Origin of the sequence: Salinibacter altiplanensis (assembly GCF_002894645.1) — a bacterium.
GTDB lineage: Bacteria > Bacteroidota > Rhodothermia > Rhodothermales > Salinibacteraceae > Salinibacter > Salinibacter altiplanensis.
The window spans coordinates 605,448-625,770 of record NZ_NCQY01000020.1; the positions used below are offsets into that span (position 1 = coordinate 605,448).

The 20,323-nt window shown below is 65.3% G+C and carries 19 protein-coding genes; 10 read left to right on the forward strand and 9 right to left on the reverse strand.

Annotation, left to right across the window (positions count from 1 at the left end; genetic code table 11):
* Position 1 precedes the first annotated feature (1 nt).
* A complete protein-coding gene (locus B7R93_RS09920) occupies positions 2-418 on the reverse strand; it encodes an acyl-CoA thioesterase (RefSeq protein WP_103020589.1) in 417 nt (138 codons plus the stop codon).
* 31 nt (positions 419-449) lie between these two features.
* Positions 450-1,262: a thioredoxin gene (trxA, locus tag B7R93_RS09925; RefSeq protein WP_103020590.1), complete on the reverse strand. Its 813-nt coding sequence runs from the start codon at positions 1,260-1,262 to the stop codon at positions 450-452.
* A 179-nt stretch (positions 1,263-1,441) separates the two neighbouring features.
* Between trxA and B7R93_RS09930 the strand changes: the two genes are divergently transcribed.
* The gene (locus B7R93_RS09930; RefSeq protein WP_262507491.1) at positions 1,442-1,732 is read left to right on the forward strand and encodes a DUF2470 domain-containing protein; all 291 of its coding nucleotides are present in this window, start codon (positions 1,442-1,444) and stop codon (positions 1,730-1,732) included.
* A 100-nt stretch (positions 1,733-1,832) separates the two neighbouring features.
* Positions 1,833-2,306: a hypothetical protein gene (locus B7R93_RS09935; protein WP_232798288.1), complete on the forward strand. Its 474-nt coding sequence runs from the start codon at positions 1,833-1,835 to the stop codon at positions 2,304-2,306.
* 168 nt (positions 2,307-2,474) lie between these two features.
* Here the strand turns inward: B7R93_RS09935 and B7R93_RS09940 are convergent, their stop codons facing one another.
* Together B7R93_RS09940 and B7R93_RS09945 are read right to left on the reverse strand one after the other, a co-directional pair.
* Entirely contained in the window at positions 2,475-2,909 is a 435-nt protein-coding gene (locus tag B7R93_RS09940; RefSeq protein ID WP_103020591.1) for an SRPBCC family protein, read from the reverse strand.
* A 21-nt stretch (positions 2,910-2,930) separates the two neighbouring features.
* Complete coding sequence (locus B7R93_RS09945; protein ID WP_103020592.1) at positions 2,931-5,438, reverse strand: heme lyase CcmF/NrfE family subunit; 2,508 nt, start codon at positions 5,436-5,438, stop codon at positions 2,931-2,933.
* Positions 5,439-5,727: 289 nt separating this feature from the next.
* Here B7R93_RS09945 and B7R93_RS09950 point away from each other — a divergent pair, with 289 nt between their 5' ends.
* Positions 5,728-6,228, forward strand: coding sequence for a septal ring lytic transglycosylase RlpA family protein (locus B7R93_RS09950; RefSeq protein ID WP_232798289.1), 501 nt, complete (start codon positions 5,728-5,730; stop codon positions 6,226-6,228).
* 119 nt (positions 6,229-6,347) lie between these two features.
* On the opposite strand, the gene B7R93_RS09955 is transcribed toward B7R93_RS09950, so the two are convergent.
* Complete coding sequence (locus B7R93_RS09955) at positions 6,348-6,632, reverse strand: hypothetical protein (RefSeq protein WP_103020594.1); 285 nt, start codon at positions 6,630-6,632, stop codon at positions 6,348-6,350.
* 292 nt (positions 6,633-6,924) lie between these two features.
* On the opposite strand from B7R93_RS09955, the gene B7R93_RS09960 reads away from it, so the two are divergent.
* From B7R93_RS09960 to B7R93_RS09990, 7 genes are all read left to right on the forward strand, one after another.
* A complete protein-coding gene (locus tag B7R93_RS09960) occupies positions 6,925-7,479 on the forward strand; it encodes an RNA polymerase sigma factor (RefSeq protein WP_103020595.1) in 555 nt (184 codons plus the stop codon).
* 135 nt (positions 7,480-7,614) lie between these two features.
* A complete protein-coding gene (locus B7R93_RS09965) occupies positions 7,615-8,817 on the forward strand; it encodes a FecR family protein (protein WP_103020596.1) in 1,203 nt (400 codons plus the stop codon).
* 371 nt (positions 8,818-9,188) lie between these two features.
* Positions 9,189-11,834 carry a TonB-dependent receptor gene (locus B7R93_RS09970; protein WP_103020597.1) on the forward strand — a complete coding sequence of 882 codons (2,646 nt, stop codon included), beginning with the start codon at positions 9,189-9,191 and terminating at the stop codon, positions 11,832-11,834.
* A gap of 68 nt (positions 11,835-11,902) precedes the next feature.
* Complete coding sequence (locus B7R93_RS09975) at positions 11,903-12,841, forward strand: DUF4249 family protein (RefSeq protein ID WP_103020598.1); 939 nt, start codon at positions 11,903-11,905, stop codon at positions 12,839-12,841.
* A 112-nt stretch (positions 12,842-12,953) separates the two neighbouring features.
* On the forward strand, positions 12,954-13,622 hold the full coding sequence (locus B7R93_RS09980; RefSeq protein WP_103020599.1) for a RecX family transcriptional regulator: 669 nt from the start codon (positions 12,954-12,956) through the stop codon (positions 13,620-13,622).
* Between the two features lie 72 nt (positions 13,623-13,694).
* On the forward strand, positions 13,695-14,936 hold the full coding sequence (locus B7R93_RS09985) for an AI-2E family transporter (protein ID WP_103020663.1): 1,242 nt from the start codon (positions 13,695-13,697) through the stop codon (positions 14,934-14,936).
* Positions 14,937-15,056: 120 nt separating this feature from the next.
* The gene (locus B7R93_RS09990; RefSeq protein WP_232798290.1) at positions 15,057-15,899 is read left to right on the forward strand and encodes a purine-nucleoside phosphorylase; all 843 of its coding nucleotides are present in this window, start codon (positions 15,057-15,059) and stop codon (positions 15,897-15,899) included.
* A 54-nt stretch (positions 15,900-15,953) separates the two neighbouring features.
* On the opposite strand, the gene B7R93_RS09995 is transcribed toward B7R93_RS09990, so the two are convergent.
* The 4 genes from B7R93_RS09995 to hisC all read right to left on the reverse strand — a co-directional run bounded on the left by B7R93_RS09995 (position 15,954) and on the right by hisC (position 20,283).
* Positions 15,954-16,619, reverse strand: a complete 666-nt coding sequence (locus B7R93_RS09995) for an HD domain-containing protein (RefSeq protein ID WP_103020601.1) — start codon at positions 16,617-16,619, stop codon at positions 15,954-15,956.
* Positions 16,620-16,669: 50 nt separating this feature from the next.
* The gene (gene bshC, locus B7R93_RS10000) at positions 16,670-18,313 is read right to left on the reverse strand and encodes a bacillithiol biosynthesis cysteine-adding enzyme BshC (RefSeq protein ID WP_103020602.1); all 1,644 of its coding nucleotides are present in this window, start codon (positions 18,311-18,313) and stop codon (positions 16,670-16,672) included.
* A 161-nt stretch (positions 18,314-18,474) separates the two neighbouring features.
* The gene (locus B7R93_RS10005; RefSeq protein ID WP_103020603.1) at positions 18,475-19,077 is read right to left on the reverse strand and encodes a bifunctional nuclease family protein; all 603 of its coding nucleotides are present in this window, start codon (positions 19,075-19,077) and stop codon (positions 18,475-18,477) included.
* An 81-nt stretch (positions 19,078-19,158) separates the two neighbouring features.
* A complete protein-coding gene (gene hisC / locus B7R93_RS10010; protein WP_103020604.1) occupies positions 19,159-20,283 on the reverse strand; it encodes a histidinol-phosphate transaminase in 1,125 nt (374 codons plus the stop codon).
* Positions 20,284-20,323 lie beyond the last annotated feature (40 nt).

Here is a 20,323-nt window from a genome sequence, read left to right on the forward strand (position 1 = left end):
CCTACTGCAGGCCCAGGTCGGGGACCGGCACCGGATCGCCGGTCTCCGCACTCACCCACACCAGAACCGCAGTGCCGGACGCCACCGCGTCGTTGGAAGCGTCGAACCGGGCGGTGTAGTGGGTGGCGAGGCTCGACCGTCCTGGGGACTCGGCGTACACGTCGAGGTGAAGGGTCGCGGGGTGGCGCACCGGGTGCTCAAAGTCGCACGACGCGTGGGCCAACACCGGTCCGCTCTCCGAGAATGTCGCTTCGTCGAGCGTGGCCTTTAACCACTCCACCCGTGCCTCCTCGAAATAAGAAAAGAAGCGGCTGTTGTTGATGTGGCCTACGGCGTCCATATCGCCCCACCGAACGGCGAGGTCGGTCGTGTGCACGTGCTGGGTGCCGGCGGGAAGGGACTCCGAAGTGTCGGTCATCAAGCGGGGAGAGATTGGGAAACGGCCGCGTCTAGTACAGTGCCATGTCGAACGTGCGGCGGTGCTCCTGGGTAATGGGGTGTTGCTCCCCCAGCAGCGTGAAGAGGGCGATGCACGCCTTTCGTGCGCCGTCGTCGTCGTAGTCGCGGTCGGTGCGCACGACGTCAATGAACCGCTCCAACGCCGCGCCAAAGTCCTGGTCGGCGAGCGCGTCGAGGGCCGTGACGTACGTGTCTTTGACGCCATTCTCGGGCAAGGCGGACGGGTCCTCGGCGAGCTCCAGAAGACGGGCAATGGCTTCCACGCTGTCCCGTGTCTGACGAAGGGTGGGATCGGCGACCTCGGCCTCTTGGGCCAGTACCTGCGCCCGGGTCGGGTCCTTGAAGGCCAGGGCCCGCGCCATGAGCACCTGTGCCTCATCGTGGTCGGGGGTGTCCTCCAGCACGGGCCAGAGGAGATGCTCGGCGTCCGCATGATTGCCCGACTCGAGGGCCTCTCTTGCCTCTTCGAGGCGGCTCTTCTCCTCGCTTGGGAGGTGCTCGTCGAGCCAGCTCTCGAGCTGGGGCTTGGGCTTCACCCCGGCGAACTCCGCTTCAACGTCCCCGTCCACGAACAGCTTCACCGCCGGAATGCCGCGCACGCCGTACTCCTGTGCCGCGGACGAATTCTCATCCACGTTCACCTTGACCAGTGTCCAGTCGTCGGCCGCCTCCGCGAGTGACTCGAGCACCGGGCTGAGCTGTTGGCACGGGCCGCACCACGGGGCCCAGAAGTCGACGAGAACAGGGGCGTCCGCACTGGCGTCGAGTACGTCGGTCTCGAAGTCGTTGACCTCGTAGGACATGGGAGACACGCGATTCTGTGGAAAGATGCATGACGTATTTCATTTCACGAACGCCGCTGGGAAATGCTTCCTGACTCCACGAGAGTTTCGAACACCGGATGCACATAACACCTCGTGCGGACTCTCGTACGAACACTGTCAAATGAGTGCATCCTATGTGTGACCAGCCAGCCTCTACCATGGCAAACCGAGTGTTTTCGCCTGCGGATGTAGCTCGCATCGTGGAGCACATGAACGACGCTCACTCTGAGGACCTGGTCCGATACGCCGAGGCGTACGCGGACGTGACTGAAGTGGAAGGCGCGCGCATGACGAGCATCGACGCGGAGGGCTTCGACCTCGAGGTGGAGCAGGAGCACGCCACGGTGGCGGTGCGCATCGAGTTTGACGCGCCCCTTGACACGGTCGACGAGGCCCGAGGGGCGCTCGTGGAGATGGCGATGGCGGCCCGGGACGCCGCGGAACGATAACGTGATCTCTCCGGTCGGGTCTCGTTCGAGAGGATCCCCGCATGTCGGAAATGGTACCGTCTAAAAATCCTGTTCTGTCGTCTTAGCACGATCCAATGCCATGTACGCGCTCATCGAGCAACTCCGAGGCTGGTGGCAGTCCCGTCGCACCCGACGGATTACAGAAGAGCGTGTGCAGGAGCGGGTGAGCCGAGGGGCCGCCTACCTCGACGACATGGATCCGGGCTGGCATCGTCGAGTGAATGCCGAGACGCTGGAACTAGAGGACGGAGAGCGATGCGTGTTGGGCCAGCTTCACGGCGGGTTTCGGGTCGGCCTTGGCCGCTCGCAGGTGCTGAGCCTGTCAAGCGCTCCGCGGGCGAGCCTCTCGCCGGTGGCCTACGGATTCAAGTGTGTAGAAGGGGTCTCCGAGGCGGGGAAGGCACGGGACTATGAGCTGCTAACGGCGGCCTGGCGTGAGGCCGTCCGGAGACGGACCGTCGCGGACCACCGCGGCGACGGCCACAGGAGCGAGTCCGTTCCCGAACTGACCGCTGCGGCAGAGGAGGAGTTCTCCGAACCTGTACCGGCGTGACCCAGTGTCGCGCCATTCACGACTGTGGGGAAATATGATAACGCTAGACGAACGCCTGCGTAGCGGGGGCGAGGGGCCCAGGTCGGCCCCCAACAGGGTGGGAGCCGGCAAAACTGTCGTTGCTACGGACGGGTCGTTCGTTGGCCCCAACTAGAATGACGGATGAGACTACGACGCGACCCGCGTCTCTAGATTGTGTAGAAGGGCGTGGACCTCGCGCTCGTTGTAGCGCCGGATGAACGGCCGGGCCAGTGGGTGAAGGAGACGCGGCCCCGGAACCTGGTACGTCGCCGCGTAGGTGAGGCGACACCCGCCGTCGATGGACTCGAAGTACCACCGAATGGTGCCCTGAAGATCGCCCGTCATGCTCCACACGATGCGTTTCTCGGGCACGTAGTCGGTCGCGTGGACCTCGCCGGAGAATGACAGTCCGAGGATTCGGTAGGTGTAGCGGGCCCGGGCTCCCCCGTTGGGCAGCCGTTCGAGAAGTGTAGATTCCGACAGACTCGGCGTGACTGCAGCCTGGTGGGCGGGGGCATCCATGAAGTCAAACACCCGGTCCACCGGTGTGGAGAGATCGATGTGCTCGCGGACGTTGACCATAAGGGAGGCCGACTGGAACGACTAGCGGCGGAACCGGACGTCCTGCATGCGGCGTCCGATGGAGACGACGAAGCCAATCGTGAGAACGATGATCCCCCCCCAAAGGATGCTGATGAAAGGCTTCGTGTAGGCCTGTACCACCACCCAGTTCTCGGGCATGACATCCACCCCCTCCACGGCAAAGGTGGCCTCGCCGTTGTTTGCATCCATCTCGGTAAAGCTCATCCGGAGGTCCCAGTCCGCAACCCGATTTTCGATGTATTGCTGCGAGTTGTCGTTCATCACGAGGTAGATGGGCATGAGCGACCGGGTCTCCTGCGTGGCAAGGTTTGTGACTCGGAGCCGGGCCCCGACGGCCATCTGTGCCTCGTCCGGGACGCGCTCGTCCGTGGCGGTTGTCTCCATGGCGCCCTCCGGCCCCTTCAAGACCTCGAATCCGTGGAAGGCCACCGCGTACTCCCGGTCGCCAAGGGTGGTCGAGTCGTTCTCCGCCAGCTGAAACTCTCCGCCGGGCGGGCCGTCGTCCTCGGCGATGCCCGTCGCCTCTTCGGGGGTCACGGCAACAAAGAGGTCTTTTTCCAGGAAGGCCTTCACGTCCGGGTGCTTGAACCACTGGTCGTTGCTGCCCTGGTAGGCCACCGGCGTGAAGGTGTGGGTGCGTCCCTGTGGGTCGCGCACATCGAGAATGTACTGGCCGCGTCCTCGGTCGGTCGTCGTCTCGCCCTCGTAGGTGACCTGGTACCCGTTCACGACGCGGGTCTGGCCCTTCGCCACCACGAAGTTCTCGCGCGGCATCTTGTCCTCGTCCGCGGCCGTGGGCTCGCCAATGCGGGGGAGGGCCTGATCGAAGCCGTTGGACGCGATGATGCCCAGAATGATGAGGGCAAAGCCGACGTGCGAGAGGGCCCCGCCGGCCATCCGAGGGTTGCCCTGCAGAATGCGCCAGAGCACCGCCCCATTCCCAAACAGCGAGAAGAAGCCCACGAAGAGCAGGAGCAGCATCTGCAGGGCCTGGCCGTACGCCGCCCAGAAGTTTGCCAGGCTCCCCGTGAGGCTGGCGGAGGCCGTCTGAGGGGCGGCCCCAGTGCCCGCCGGGATGACGAGTGCCTGCTCCGCGAACGGCGTCAGGATGAGCACGGCAATGGTGCTCACGGTCGCCAGGGCGAGTGGCTTCAGCAGAACGCGGTTCACCGTCGCCACGTCCATCTTCTTCCACCAGAAGAGCTGGCCAAGCCCGGCAAGAAACACGAAGCCGAGCGCCAGGGGCAGGGTCCACTGGTTGTAGAACGACTGCGGAACGGCGGACGGGTTGTCCCGGAAGATCTGGCCGAAGATGGGGGCGCTGGTGCCGAGGATGATGACGGCGGCCGTGGCCGTGAGAAGGACCGCGCCGCAGAGAATCATGAACTCGCGGGAGAGGGTGCGCGGCTCCTCCTCGGGCACGGGCAGCTCGCCGTAGCGGTACGCAAACAGCCCGATGCCCAGGACGCCGAGGGTGGCGATCCAGAGCAGCAGCTGGTTGTAGAGCCCGAGGCTCACGAACGAGTGCACCGACACGTCTCCCAGAATGCCGCTCCGGGTGAGGAACGTCGAGTAGATGACGAACAGGTACGCCGCGATGGAGAGGAGGAGCGAGGCCTTCTGGCTCGATCCGCTTTTCTTTTGCACCAGCATCGTGTGAAAGGCCGCCACGCCCAGCAGCCAGGGCACGAGCGACGAGTTTTCGACGGGATCCCACGCCCAGTATCCACCAAATGAGAGCGTGACGTAGGCCCAGTACCCGCCCATTGCGATGGCCACGCCCAAGGCCATCACGGCAAAGAGCGTCCATGGCAGGGCCGGGCGGACCCACTGCGTGTAGCGCTCCTTCCAGAGGGCCGCGAGGGCGAAGGCGAAGGGCACCACCATTGCCGAGAAGCCCAGGAAGAGGATTGGCGGATGGATTGTCATCCAGGGATTCTGGAGCAGGTCGTTGAGCCCCTGCCCGTCCGCCGGCACGAAGCCAGGGTTTTGCTGGAAGATGGGCGCGTCGGCAAACTTCTCCGGAAGGGTCATAAACGGCGAGGAGCCGATCTCGACCGGGCCGCCCTGGAGCCCCACGATCATTGACAGGAGAAAGAGCTGACAGAGGCCCACGACGGCCATCACCGGCGTCTCGTACTCCCGCTGGACGTAGGCGATGAGGAGCCCCCCCACGGCACACATCATGAGGGCCCAGAAGAGGAACGAGCCCTCCTGCCCGGCCCAGAACGTGGAGAAGAGGTAGTGTCCTGGAAGGTCGTTCGACGACTGCTGGTAAACGTAGGCGTACTGGTACTGGTGGGTCAGGATCATGTACCAGAGCACCCCGGATGCGGCGCCCACCGCCGTGCCCATGGCCCCCCAAGCCCAGCGGCCCACCTGTTTCCAGGTGCGTGCCGTGCGCACGTCTTCCTCGCCGGTGCGGGCCGCCCAGAAGAAGGCAACGGCCGACACGCCGCACGCCACGAAGGCGCTCAGAAGAAGAACCTCGCCAATTGTGCCAAGCATGGGAACGCGCAAGTAAACCAGGCCAAAGCGTGGAGGCCCTTGAAAATGCGGAGTCGGGCTCGGTTCCGCCTCACGCGGCGTCTGGGGGAGCGCTTCAAATTAGTACGCGAACGTTTCAACGAACGCACGATGTTCGAGGCCGAGGGGCGGTAGAAATGCCCTGCCCGTTGTGCCGAGCGTCAAGGGCGCCGGCCCGACGGGGGCTCGTACATGACGGGGAACTTTGGGGCCGTTCCTGCTTTCCGGTGGGCGACGATTTTCACCGAGGTTCCCCACCGTCCACAGTCCCGTGAAGACTCCACTCCACTCGGCTGCGGGTAGTGCCCGCTCCGGCTGCCGCTGGGTCCTGCTTCTACTGTGTGGGGTGCTGATGGGATGCGGGACAACGAAGCACGTAGGGGAGCGGGGCCTTCCCGACGCGGAAGGCATCGCCAGCTACTACGCGGATAAGTTTGTAGGCCGAACCACGGCCAACGGAGAAATCTACGACCACGAGGGACGTACGGCCGCCCATCGCAGCCTGCCGTTCGGGACGCGGGTGCGCACCACGCGCACCGACGCGCCCGCCCGCCCGTCCGTGGTCGTGCGCATCAATGATCGGGGGCCATTCAAAGACGGGCGCATCATCGACCTCACGAAGACGGCAGCAGAGCGCCTGAACATGATTCGCGACGGGCTCGCAGAGGTGCGACTGGAGGTCGTCTCGTATCCGGCGGGGACGGCGTCCACCGCGGCCGAGCTTCCGGCGCCGGACCCACCGCGGCTGGCCCCATCAAGCGTGGGCTGGTAGCCCTGGCCCCACCGGACGCGCCGGAAGGTCGCCGAAATATACAGAAAAGGAGGTCGACCCGGTGGACAGGCGCGACCTCCTCACATGGACGCTGCACGGCGAATGAGAACGACAGAGCGCTAGGGCTTCTCCGTGGCCACGAAGTCGGCCCGCTCGCCGGACGGAGTGCTCACCACGTCCGTCACCTCGACTGAGAAGCTCTTCTCGCGCTCACGACTCCGGTCGTAAAGAATGCCTTCGAAGGTCGCCTCGTCCTCCTCGTCGGCGAGGACCTCAATTTGCTCCTCGTTCTCCCCAAAGAAGACGCCCTTGTACGCCTTGCCGTAGACGGTCTTCTCCGAGTAGGCGAACCCCTCCCCGTCCATGTCGTTAAGCGTTGCGTCGTGCAGATCGTATAGGCTCATAGTCGTGCAGAGAGTATGGGTGGGACAGTGTGTGCGAGGCGGGCGATGTGGGAGCGTCGCGCTGCCCGGCCGAGCGACGACTCTAGACGAGCGTGCAACGGCACGATCAGGCAATCAGCATTGCACAGACGTTGAGGCATTTACTGCGGAATGAAGACTCCCGTGATCCCGACAGAATCATCGCTTATACGAGGGGAAGCTCCATCGGTTCGCCGGAACGACCCCAGCTTGCCGAGGGAAAGGGGTGTGCTCTGCCGTCGTTCCTGCTCGTCCGTCGTGTCGTCTGTTGGTTATGCCTGAGTCCGCGTTTGATCCGGATCGCGTTCGAGACGCACAAGACGGGGACGAGCAGGCCCGAAACGGGCTTCTCCGTCGCCTGGAGCCCATTCTGCGGGGCTACTTTATCAAGCGCATCGGGGCCGAAACCGATGTTGATGATTTAGTGCAGAATACGCTGGTGCGCGTCCACGAAAGCCTCGATGACCTTCAGAAGCCGGGCAGCCTGAAGTCGTTCGCCATGAAGGCCGCCCTGTTTGAGCTGCAGGACTACTACCGCGGACGCTACGACATGAACGAGCACCTACACGACCCGGACCTTCCCCTGGGACAGTCGACGGACCCGGAGGACCGGAGCGCTCAGGTGGACGTGGAGAAAGCCCTCGATGCCCTGACGCCGAAGGCCCAGCGCATCATGGAGCTACGGGAGTATGGATACCTCTACCGCGAGATTGCCCAGATGCTCAACACCACGGAGGCGGCGGTCAAAATGCAGGTGAAGCGTGCTTTCGAAACCATGAAGGACGCGCTCAGTGCCCTGCTTCTTCTCGTGTGGTTCTTTGGGCTGTAGCCTAGCTTCCGGGACTGTTACTTTCTTCGCGTCGGGGGCGGCCAACTGTCCGTACCCGCTCGGGGCACGGAACGCCATCTGGGCCGGCCGGCCCCGGAACGGGTTCCTTTCTTGCCGGACACGACTACTAGAACCATGGACGACGCGTACGGGCCCCTTTTGTTTGAGGACGATCTCTCTTCTGAGCAGCGCGCAAAGCTGCAGGAGCGGCTCGATGACGATCCGGCGCTGGCTGATGGATGGGCAAACTGGCGACAGGTGCGTGTGCGGCTGCGAGAGCGCTTGCAGACGCATCTTCCCGACCGGCGCCTTCTCGTCCTGTATGCACTGGACCGGGCGAGCCGGGGCGACCTTCTGACTCCCGAGGAGGCCGAGGTCCTTGAGGCGGCGCGCGACGACATTGCCCAGGCCATCGACGCTGTTCCCTCGCTCCGCCGGGTGGTGGCGCGGGTCCAGAACGAGCAGGCCGATTTCGAAACGGTGTGGGCGCAGCACCACGAAGAGATTCGTGCTGTGCGGGGCGAGGCCGGTCGTCGTTCGCGGCCGGATCGGGGCGAGCGGCCCCCTCGACGGCCCGAGGCACCGCACGGCGCGACATCTGGGCACCAGTGGGCGTGGCGCCTCACGGTCGCGGCCCTTCTGCTGGGCGCTGCGGCGTTGGCTGTCCTCTATGGACCGCAGGGGGCGGAGCGGACGACCGTAACGGTGGAGTCCGGGGAGCAGCGTCGCGTAGAATTTGAGGACGGCTCGACGGTTCGGCTGGCAGGCGTGTCCACCCTGTCCTACACACCAGGAATGAGCACGGCCGAGAAGCGCCGCGTCACGCTGGCGCGCGGGCAGGCCTACTTCGACGTGGCCGCCCAGGACGATGCGCCCTTCGTGGTAACCACGCCTGCGGCCCGCACCGAGGTGCTCGGAACGCAATTCGGGGTTGCGGCCGGCAACGACACCACGGAGGTTGTGCTCGTGGACGGACGCGTGCGCCTGGGGCCCGGCGGAAGCGACGAGGCGGAGCCGGTGGTGCTGGCTCCCGGCGAGCGCAGTATGGTCCGAACGGGAGAGGCCCCCACGTCGCCTGCCCCTGTGGATCTTTCCGCGGCGCTGGACTGGACTGGGCTCTTTGTCTTCCGAGCCACGCCGGTGAGCACCATTGCAGAGCGGTTGCGCGAGCACTACAGGGTGTCCATTTCGGTGGCGCCGGCCCTGGCGGAGGAACCCGTGACGGGAACGTTCAGGCAAGACCGGTCGGTCGAGCAGGTGCTCAATACAATTGCCCGCACGCTGGGGGCAGATGTGCGAAGGGGAGAGAAGGGCTACCGACTTGAGCCGGCGTCCTGAATGCCCTTCACAACGGCTTGTGCTGCAGTGGAACGTGCGTGCAGCGTCCCGAAAAAGGCCTGCTTTGCCCAACAGGCTTCTCTGCCCAGCACAAGCCCCTTCGTCGCTTCGAGCCCGACTCAAGGTCCACTAGCCGAGCGGATTGGGGACAATTGCCGAACGGACGGGGCCCAGGTCCAGTCTGGGGGATGGGAGCCCGGGACTGGGCCTGCGGGACGGGATGCGTGTCGTGGCACAGCGCAGTCTCAGAACAGAGCGTATGCGGGCCCTCACTTCTGGAAGACATGTGGGGAAGGGGGGCGCTGAACGAGGCCTCGTGTTGAGAGTTAGAAAACGCGCATCCACTCTTCGGGGCCACGTCAGTGAGAACTGTGCCGCGTTTCCTGTATGTCGTCGTTGTTGCTCTCGTGGGATGGGGGGGCATGGGGGAAGGAGCCGCTCGGGCACAGGCCCCCATCGATCTACGCGTGACCGACGCCCCGCTGACGGCGGTTCTCGAGGAGGTGCGTGTGCAGACGAACCTCGAGCTCGTCTACGCCGAGCGACTCGTGCAGGGCCGCACGACGAGCTGCTCGTATACGGGGGACGACCGGGATGCAGCCCTGATGTGTGCACTGGAGGGCACCGGCGTCCAGGCCGAGCGGGTCCGCCGGGGGCAGTACGTGCTCGTGTCCAAGTCCAACCAGGAAATTGGTGCGGAGGCCTCGCCGCGCACCTCGCTGAAAGGGTACGTGCTGGACGCAGAGACGGGCGAACGACTGCCGGGCGCGCACGTCTACCTCACGCAGCTAAAGGCCGGGGCGACGACGAACCAGGACGGCTACTTTGTGCTCTCCGGCCTGCCCCCTGAAGACTATGCGGTGCGAATCTCGTACCTTGGATACCGATCCGCAGACACCACGCTCACGGCTGGCGCCGGGCCCGTCCGCATTTCGCTGGCCGCCACCTCGATCCAGTCGGAGGGGGTCGTTGTGGAGGCCGGATCCACGCGCCTCGACGACAGCGAGCGCCGTCCCGGCATGAGCTCGGTCGCCCTGAACCGGCTCGACCAACTGCCGTCCTTCGGGGAACCGGACCTTTTCCGTGCCCTCCAGTGGACGCCCGGCATCCGAAAGTCGGGAGGGGTGAGCGGGGGGCTCAGTGTGCGTGGGGGCAACCCTGATCAGAATCTTTACCTTCTCGATGGGGCCCCGGTCTACCACCCGTGGCATGCCTTCAGCCTCATTTCGACGTTCCAGACCCAGACGCTCCGGTCCACCGATCTGTACCGTGGGACCTTTCCCGCAAAGCATGGAGGCCGCCTGTCGGCCATACTGGACGCGCAGATGAAGGATGGAAGCCGACGGGCGCCGAAGGCGGTGGTGGGCCTCAGCGTGCTCAGCGGTCGGTTTCGGATCGAGTCCCCCCTTACAAACTCGACCTCGTTCATGGTGTCGGGACGGCGCTCGTACCTGGACAAACTCGTCGGGCGGCAACACCCGGTCACGGGAGAAGACGGGCGGCGCGACACCCTCCGCACCGGCTATTACTTTTTCGACACCAGTGCGAAGCTGACGCATCGCTTCGGGCCCAACCACCGGTTCTCCCTTAGCTACTACCATGGGCGCGACGACCTGGACCTCCGCCTTCCGTTCGACCTGTCATTGGACTTCTCCTCTTGGCTTCGCCCGGCCGACCTCTTGTTCGAGGTGTCCCAAAACTGGGACAACCGCGTCGTCAGCGGCCAGCACCGCTATCTCGTCGGCGACGACGTGTTCGTCACCACGACAGGGTACTACTCCGGGTATCGGGCCCAAGAGGCCTCCTTCGTGCAACCGACCACGACCGCGTCGCTCACGTCCGACTACCGCGTGCAGCTCTCCGATGCGGGGGTGAGGGTGCAGGCCGCCTATCACCACTCGGTGAGCCACGAGCTGACGGGAGGGCTGGAGGTGTCTTCGCTTCAGTTCGAAAGCACGCTCGAGAGTGACCTGCAGCGGTCGAGCCGGACGGCCACCCAGCGTGTCCAGGAAAGCCGAGTCTCTGCCGCGAAGGTGGTTGGGTACCTCCAGGACACCTGGACTCCCACCCCCCGGTGGACGGTGGAGTCGGGGGTGCGGGCGAGCTACTTCAGTGGGGGCAACTACGTGCACGCTGCGCCCCGCCTCAGTGTGCAGCACGTGGTGCATCCGCGATGGCTCGTCGTCGAGGGTAGTGGGGGGCTCCACGTGCAGTACCTGCAACGCCTCCGCGACCGGTACTCGCTGGCGTACGACCTGGTGTCGAGCCGGTGGGTCCCGGCGAGTGATCGGGTCCGGCCTGCGATCGGGGGACAGGTGGGACTGGGGACATACACACAACTGCGGCCCGGGTGGACCCTTGAAGTCGATGCCTACGCCCGGGAAAACCGCCATACCCTCGTCCCGACCGATGCGCTTCAGGAGAAGGAGGGGATCGACGGCCCCGGCATTGAAATTGGGGCACTGCTTGGCCAGTACGTGACCGGGGCCGAACGGGCCGTCGGCCTTGAGCTCAGTACGCTTTACGAGCACGGTTCGTGGCGGGGCCGACTCGTGGTGAGCACGGGCCGCACGATCGTTCGGGCCCCGGCCCGGTCGGGCCTACGATGGCGTCCGTCGGGGCTAGACGTGCCTGTCTCGGTCCGCAGTACGCTCGGCTGGGAGGGCGAGCACTGGCAGGCCACGGCGGCCGCGGAGCTGCGCAGCGGGTATCCCGTCACCACTCCGGAGGCCCGCTACCAGCTGGGCGATCCCACAGCGACCCGCTCCACGACCTATCTGCACCGCCCGCAGGTTCACAACGGGCGGCTCCCTCCGTACTTCCGTGTGGATTTGACCGTGGGGTACCAGTTTCGAGTGCTCTCCGCAAACTGGACCGCCACGGTGGATGTGTTCAACGTCATCAACCGGGACAACATCCTGGATCAGACGTACCGGCCCACCGAGACCGGCGTCAACATCAATCGGCAGCGGGGGCTGCCGATCCTTCCCCTCGTGGAGCTGGAGATGGACCTGTAAGGCGTTTGCAGGGGCGGCGCTCAGGGACGGGACCCCCGTCGAACGTACGGATCTCGACACGAAATGAGATGAGACGAGAGACTGGAGACCACATGCTGCGGGCCCTCGGGGGAGGGATTCTACTGGTGGGCCTCGTCCTCATGCTGGGGCGGTGCGACCTGACAGAGCCGACGGAGCCGCAGTCGGTCGTGGTGGAGGCCTTTTTGAAAACCGGCCGTCCGCTGCCCGCGATCATGCTCCGGCGGACACGTCCACTCGACGTGCCGGGGGGGCGGGATGAGAATGCGGCGCAGGGGGCAACCGTTGAGCTCAGGATGGACGCGCAGACTGTTGCCTACGAGGAGGCTGACTCAGGACGGTACGTCCCTGAAAGCAACCTTGCGGCGGTCCCGGCAGGCGTTCCCTGGGCCCTTACGGTTCGGTGGCGAGGCGAGGCTGCACGGGCGGAGGGCCGCACGCCGCCCCCCATCAGCCTGGGCGAGGTGTGTGTGGAAGCGCCGTCCTCCCCGGTGCGGGCCATCCGTGTCGACTCGCTGCGCCGCGACTCACTGGACATTCCCGCGGAGCGGGAGTACCTCTATCCGGTAGACGTATCGTTGGAATGGCCGGCCGGAGCCCGCTCGACGGGGGACACGCCCCACTGGGTGCGGCCGCAGCTCCGTCCCGACACCACCGAGTCCTCCTCCCGCGTCGTCAACTTTTTTCTGGAGCCAGTGGACGTGCGGCGTGAGAATCAGTTTCGGGTTCGAAATGGCCGACGAACGTGGCGGGGCGTCTACGCGGTGCCCGTTGTGGACAGCACCTCGGCCTTCCCCGGCCACGACCTCACCGTGACGCTTGCCCGGGGGGACACCGCGTTCGCGGCGTTTGCCCGAAGCCGAGAAGACCCGGGCCGCCGCGAGCCCATCTCGAATGTGGACGGGGGGCTCGGCATCGCTACGGCGGTCGCCCTCGACTCGTTGCGCCGCACGGTTGCGTCGGGGGAAAAACGGTGTTATGCTCCGTAGAAGGGACGGACCGCGGAGAATCCAGAGCGCAGACCAGACATAAAACGATCCGCAACGAGACGGGGGGCGTTGCCCCCGACGTGCACGCTCCATCGCAAACCGACGCAGCCACATGTCCGAGGAGATGCCCGAGGGAACGATTACGCGCCTGGACCCCCAAGTCAACAATGAGAACCGGGTGTCGGTCTTTCTGGATGAAGAGTTTGCGTTTGGGATCCACGAGGACCTCGTGGTCAAGCATGGGCTGACGGTGGGAACGACCCTCACGCCTGAGGACGTGCGCGACATCGAGGCCGACGAGCAGTACATCGACGCCAAGCAGGCGGCGTTCGATTACCTTGCGCACAAGCCGCGTACGGAGACGGAGGTGCGCCGCAAGCTCAAACGAAAGGACGTGCCGGCATTCGTGACCGACGACGTGATTGCTCGGCTGTACGAGCTGGAATACCTCGACGACGAGGCGTACGCGCATGACTACGCCCACAACCGCTTTTCCAGTAAGAAGTACGGCCCCGTACGCATCCGTCGGGAGCTAGAGGAGCGGGGCATCAGCCGGCACCTGGCCGACACCGCGGTCGATACGCTCTTTGCCGACGAGGACCCCACCGCGGCCGCCTGGGAGCACGCCGACTCCCGGTGGCCCCGCCTGGCCGACGAGGACGACCCGCGTCGGCGCCGGCAGAAAATGTATCGCTACCTCCGCCGTCGCGGCTTCACATCTGAGACCATCCGGCCCATTCTCGACGAACTGGAGCAGGATGAAGGGCGCTCCCCCGCATAGTCCACTCCGGAACCGATGCGGGCCCCCGGCCCGATCGACGACGCCTTCCTTCCATACGGTACGCCTGTCCGCATGCCCGACGGCTCCGATCCGTCTCCTTCTGGTCCCGATGAGTCCCCCGTGCCCGATTCGGAAGCGCCGTCGTCCCCGGAGTCCCCCCCGTCCGCGCAGAACCAGGCGAGTCCGGCGTCTCGGCGACGCCGTGCCCGAGAGCGGATGTCCCGTCCTCCCAACGAAGGCCCGAGTGTAATCACGTTCGATTGGGTTGTTCGGGTCCTGCTCGGGGGCGTAGCCCTCGTGACCGTTGGGGGAATGCTCTGGTACTTCGCCGGCATTGTGGTGTATCTCATCGTTGGGGGGATCCTGGCATACTTGCTTCGGCCCCCTGTCGATTACATGCAGGGGCTCGGGATGGGGCGGGTCCCGGCCATTCTCGTGGCATTTGCGGCCTTCCTGGGGGTCATTGTGGTGATTGTCACGTCGGTGGTGCCGTTCATTACGCGTCAGGTGCAGGACCTGTCGCAGCTCATCACCGTCGACACGGCCGCATACGTGGCCAGCCTCATCGAGGCACGGGTCCAGGGCGTGATTCCGATGGAGCAAGGGGTGTTGGAAGAGAACGTGCGTCAGGTAGCACAATCGCTCATGCGAGGCGACCTGGTGGAGGGACAACAGGTGGCTGAGACCCTTGGCTCGGTCGTAAGCGTCTTCACGAACATCGTATACGCTGTTGTCATCGTCCCCTTCGTCACGTTTTTCCTGCTCAAAGACGAGCTCAGAATTCGGCGAAGTCTTCTCCGCCTCGTGCCGAACCGGCATTTTGAGGTTACGCTGTCCATTCTCGCGAAGGTGGAGGGAAGCATTGGTCGATACTTCCGCGCCCTGCTGGTCCAGGGGACGACCATCGCGGTGATTGCCTCAACCCTCTTGTGGATCGTGGGCCTGCGGGGGGCCATCGCCATCGGCATCTTCACGGGCCTGGCCAACACGATCCCTTACTTTGGTCCCTTTCTGGGCTTTCTGGCCGGAACGCTCGTGGGCATTGCCCAGATGGGAGATGTGTCGCTCGTGCCGGGGGTGGCCCTCGCCATGGCCCTTACCCAACTGGCCGACAACGTGCTGCTCCAGCCCCTCATCTTCTCGCGCGCCGCGCAAACCCATCCGCTTGTCATTCTCTTCGTGGTGCTGGCGGGCGCCCAGTTGGGAGGCATCCTGGGAATGCTGGTGGCCATTCCCCTCACCACGACGCTGCGCGTGATCGTGGAGCAGCTGCTCTGGAGCCTTCGCAACTACCGGATCCTGTGGGCGGGATAGGTTGCCCGAGGCCGCCCCGTGCGGATCGAGGAGGCCCCCGAAATGTTTATTGAGGTGTGATCCCTGTCGTTCTCATCATTCTCCATCGTTCTCCCCATGCCGCCCCGAACCGCTGCGTCTATGCGTTCCGACCCCACCGTGTACAACGACGAAGTCCTTGATGCCGCGGTGGCCGCGGTTCGAGAGCGTGTTGGGTGGGCCCCGGAGATGGCACTTATTTTAGGGTCGGGGCTGGGACGCCTCGCGGAGGCGGCGGACGAGACGACGATCGTGCCCGCCGCCGAGATTCCGGGCTATCCGGAGTCGACCGTGGAGGGGCACAGCGGAAAGCTCGTGTTCGGGACCTTGGAAGACACCCGGGTCGTCTTTGTGCAGGGGCGGGTCCACCTCTACGAGGGCTACCCGGTACAGCAGATTGCGATGCCGGTGCGGCTCGTCCGGGCCCTTGGCGCCGAGCGCATGCTGGTCACCAACTCGGCCGGCGGCATCAACCGCACCTTCGAGTCCGGAACGCTCATGTTCATCACGGGGCATCTCAACATGGCCTTTGCCAGTCCGGGGGTGGGCGCAGGGGAGGTGCCGGACCGAGCGCACGCGGACGCCGCAGATTCCTTCTACGACCCGGCGTGGACGAACCGGGCTGAGCAGGTGGCGCTCGACCTTGGGCTGGAGGCCCGGCGAGGCACCTACGCCTGGACGCTGGGGCCCAACTACGAGACGAAGGCAGAGGTGCGGGCGCTGGAGCACCTCGGGGCCGACGCGGTGGGGATGAGCACGGTGCCGGAGGTCCTTCAGGCACACAAACTCGGGATGACGGTGCTCGGCCTCTCCACGATCACGAACCCGGCCGCGGGCCTGGCCGCCGGGACGCTCGACCACGACGAGGTGCTGGAGGTCAGTGAGCGGGTGCGGGGGGGGCTCATGAAGCTTGTCCGCGGCCTCGTGCGGGTGGCCGACGAGTAGGGAACGGCCTCGGCGAGGCGATGAGTCCGTCCCTGTCCACACCAGAGGTCCGTCCTATTCCGTGTCGCCGAGGGCCGCATCGAATCGGCTGAGCTCCGTCTGCAGGCGCTCGCGCATCGGAGGGAGGCGCGGGTCGTCGTGGGGCGTGGAGGCCTCCAGGACGGCCTCGTGAAACCACCGCTGGGCCTCGGCGTCGCCGCTGAGGACAGCGAAGATGTCCTCTCCCGCCTTCAGGCTCTGGGTGATGGACCACAGGTTGTGGATCTTGTCGGCGAGGCTGACGGCGGCGGCCTGCGGGCGGCCTGTGCGGATGCTGTCGAGGTAGTCCTCCTTGCGGGCGCGCCAGGGCCGCATCTGCCCGTCGTCGCCCAGCTTCTGTTCGGAAACGTGCACCACGAGTCGAGCCACGTCCGCCCCCACGGCGTCGCGAAGCTGCTTGCGCCGCAGCCGCTGGCCGTGTCGATTCATGTCCTCGATCGCGTCGTGCAGGTAGGCGGCGGCCACAGTCGTCTCGCCCCACCCTGCCCGGCGCACGATGGAGGCCACGGCGGCGAGGTGGGCAATGACCGGAATTTGAATCTCCTCGCCTTCGGGCACCTCGAATGCCGGATCGCGCCAGACGCCCTTCCGGTAGGTGCCGTCGTGCCACTGGGACGACAGCTCGATGGCGTGCTCGATGAGGGGACTGAAGAGGGCCTCGGGGGCTGGGGCGTCCTCCATGAGAAAGGCACAGCGAGTTTGGTGGATGCAGGCGGTGAGCGGTCGTCCGTCTATATCTCCACGACCTGGTGGGCGGAGGTGTCGGGCTGGAGTGCGTGCCGCAGGTCGTCGAGCAGGGCGGGACTGTACTTGTTGAGGTAGTACAGCACGTTGACCATGCGTTCCTGAAGCGTCCCGTTTGGGCGCAGATTGACGTGGGCCTTCCGGAGCTGCGCCCGGACCTCGTCCTGCTGTCGCTTCTCGGCCCGGACGACCTTTTGCTTCAGCGACTCCATTTCATCCATGATTGCCGAGCGTGTCGCCTCGGTCGAGGCGCCGAGCGTCCGGTCTACAGTCTCTACCTTAGGCTTCAACGCGTTGAGGGCCTGGTGGAGCTGGGGAAGGGCCTCCGAGAAGAGGGCGTCCACGTCCACCTCCATCGCCTCGACGACCACGTCCTGGAAGAGCGGCGCCAGGTCGGCCTGGAAGTTCGCCACCGTGAGGTCGTACTTGTCGAGCACCTTCTGCACCTTTCCCTCCACCAACGAGACGCTCGCCCGTGGATGGATGAGCGGCATGTCGAGGCCCGCCCAGTCGTAAACCCCCCCGTACTGGGCGAAGTAAGAGACTTCCCCCGGGCCGGCAACATACGCGGCCGTGGGGAGGAGGTGATCCTGCATCAACGGGCGCAGGACGACGTTGGGGCTGAAGCGCTCGGGCGCCGCCTCCAGGCGGTCCAGGAGCTCGGACTCGGAGAAGGTTCGGTTTGTGCCGCGGAGCCGAAAGGTGTCGTCGTCTGTCCAATCGATTGCCCGGCGGCTGTCGTCGCCGAGCCAGAAGAGGTTGGTCGGACGGGCGCTGACCTGCGTGTGGTAGTCCCGATCTCGGAGCGCCTGGCTGGTCGCATTGACCTGGGCGGCAGAGGCCTCCGGGGCCTCAAGTTCACGCCGGAAGAGAGGGCGGGCCAGTGCCTTCAGGCGCGGATCGTCGGGATTTACAAACACGAGCCCATCGTCCCCAAAGAAAGAGTGCATCAGACGGGCGAAGGCATCCTCGAGACGGGTGCCGGGCTCGTAGGCGGCGCGGACGTGCTCCATCACCGCCGGCTTGAAGTCAGAGGGCGGCAGGGCCTCATCGAGGCGATCGACCGCCTCATGGATGTCGTCGGTGAGGGCCAGCCGCCCGACGGCCCCGGGGTTGTCGGCCACGCCGGGGTCGTAGGAGAGCGGCACGACCTCGTTGCGGTGAAGGACGTGCGCCGCGGCAATCTCCGCAAAGTCGTGGTCCTCGCCCTCCACCCAGAAGACGGGAACAACGGGGCGTCCGGTCTGGTCGGCCCACTCCTCGATCAACTGGAGTGTGGTGATGGTCTTGTAGAGGGTGTAGAGTGGCCCCGTAAACAGACCCACCTGTTGGCCCGTCACCACGGCGATGCTGTCCGGGTCCCGCAGGGTCTCAATGTGAGCCCGGGTGCGTTCGTCGAGGCCCCAGCGCTCGTTTTGGTCGAGCAGCGTGTCGGCGAGCACGTCGCGGTCCGCGGGGCGCTGGGCCGCCGCGGTGGCGGCTGTTCGGCGTGCCGATTGCGACTGCCAGTCGCCCGCGTAGAACTCCGACACGGCACTGAAGTTGGTGCAGTAGTCGACGAATAGATCGGGAAAGGCGCCGAGGGCAGCGGGCGAGGTGCGGTGCACAGTGCTCTCGGGGGGAGATGACATGCGGACGGTACGAAAATCATGGAAGGAGTGAAAAAGCCGGAAGGCACCCTCCTGGTGCAGGGACAGGCCTGTGGCTAACGCCCACGGGCAATAAAAAAGGCGAAGCCGCGGGCGTGAATTCCGCACGGCTTCGCCAAGATCGGGAGTCCGATCGAGGACCGTCAGTTCTGGTTTTGCTGCTGTTCCTGCTCCAGGCGCTGAATTTCGTCGCGAAGCTCGGCGGCCCGTTCGTAGTCCTCCTTCTCGACCGCCTCCTCAAGCTGTTTCTGCATCTGTTCGAGCTCGGTTCCCTCTTCGTCTTCCGGCACGGACGTCTCTTCCGCCTGCTCGGCGAGGGAAGAAATGTCCGAGTCGTCTTCGGCGACGATGCCGGCCTCGTCCAGCACTGCGGGGGCAACGAAGATGGGCGCGTCCACGCGAACGGCGAGCGCCACGGCGTCGCTGGGCCGGGAGTCGAGCTGGTGTTCCTCCCCGTCGTGGCGGTACCGGATCTTGGCGAAGAAGGTGCCCTCCCGAAGTTCGTCGATCACCACCTCCGTCACGTCCACCTCCACCGCCTCAAAGGTGTCGCGCAGCAGGTCGTGCGTCATGGGGCGTGGGGGCTGAATCTTTTCCAGCTCCAGCGCGATCGCCTGGGCCTCAAACGCCCCGATGATGATCGGCAGGCGGCGGTTGCCCTCGACCTCTCCGAGCACAAGGGCGTAGGCGCCTCCGCTGGAGGGACTGGTGGAGAGACCGATAATATCTACCCGAGTAAAATCCATCGCGAGCTCAGTGAATTCAGAGAGAGTGCTCGGTGCCCGAGAGCAATGTGCCGGCGCCCCGTGCCGACCTGCAAAAAGAGACTACCCATTGGAGACGGCACCCGCCTCTTCAAGCGACATCTCCAACGCGCCCAGAAACGCGTTGTTCTCTTCCTCGGTGCCCGCGCTGACGCGCAGATACCCTTCTAGCTCCGGGTACCCGCCCATATTTCGGACGAGCACGCCGCGGCTGGCCAGGCGCTCCTGCAGCGTGTCGGCGGGCACGGGCGTGGTGAAGACGACGAAGTTCGCCTCGGACGGCACCACCTCGACCGCGTCCAGGGCCTGCAGCGCCTCGGTGAGATGGGTGATCGACGCTCCGATGCGCTCCACGCGATCCGCAATCAGGTCCGGGCGCCGCAGCACGGCCAGCGCTGTTTGCTCGGCGAATCGGTCCACCATAAAGGGCAGACGGGCCTTCATCAGCTCCGTCACCACAGTGGAATGAGCGAGAAGGTACCCGAGCCGTGCGCCCGCCAGCCCAAACCCCTTCGAGAGCGTACGGAGAATCAGCACGTTTGGGTGCCGTTCAAGCAGCTCGAGGGCGGTGCCTTCCGGATTGAACTCGACGTACGCCTCGTCGATCACCACAAATCCGGAGCTCGCCGTCACGACCTGCTCAAGGTCGTCGAGCGTCATGGCCAGCCCCGTCGGGTTGTTGGGGGTGGTCAAAATTGTGAGTACGGCGTCGGTCTCCGCCGCGGCCGCGGCAAGGGCGTCCGCGTCGAACGAAAAGTCGTCCTGGGGCGGCACGACGGTAAGGTCGGCCTCCTGCAGACGCATCACCTTCTCGTAGAGCGAGAACATCGGACGAGGAAGAACCACCGGGTCGCCCGGGTCCAGGAAGGCGAGGCCGAAGGTGTAGGTGATTTCGTTGGAGCCGTTGCCCACGAGAATCTGGTCGGGATCGACCCCGTCGTACTCGGCGAGCGCGTGGCGCAGGGCCTCCGGCTGCTCGGAGGGATATCGGTTCATTTCCACCTGCGTGTGTGCGTCCACCAGCTCCTGCTTGAGGTCCGCCGGCAGGTCAAAGGGGCTTTCGTTCTGGTTGAGCTTTACGTCAATCCCCTCCGGCATGTCTACGATGTACTCGCTTCGGGCTCGTACGGCCGGCCGAACGTGCTGGAGTACGTCGTCGAGAGACGGAGAGTCGGCGTCGATGGCCATGGCCCCGGCGGGATGTGTCGAAAAGGAGAAGGGAAGAACA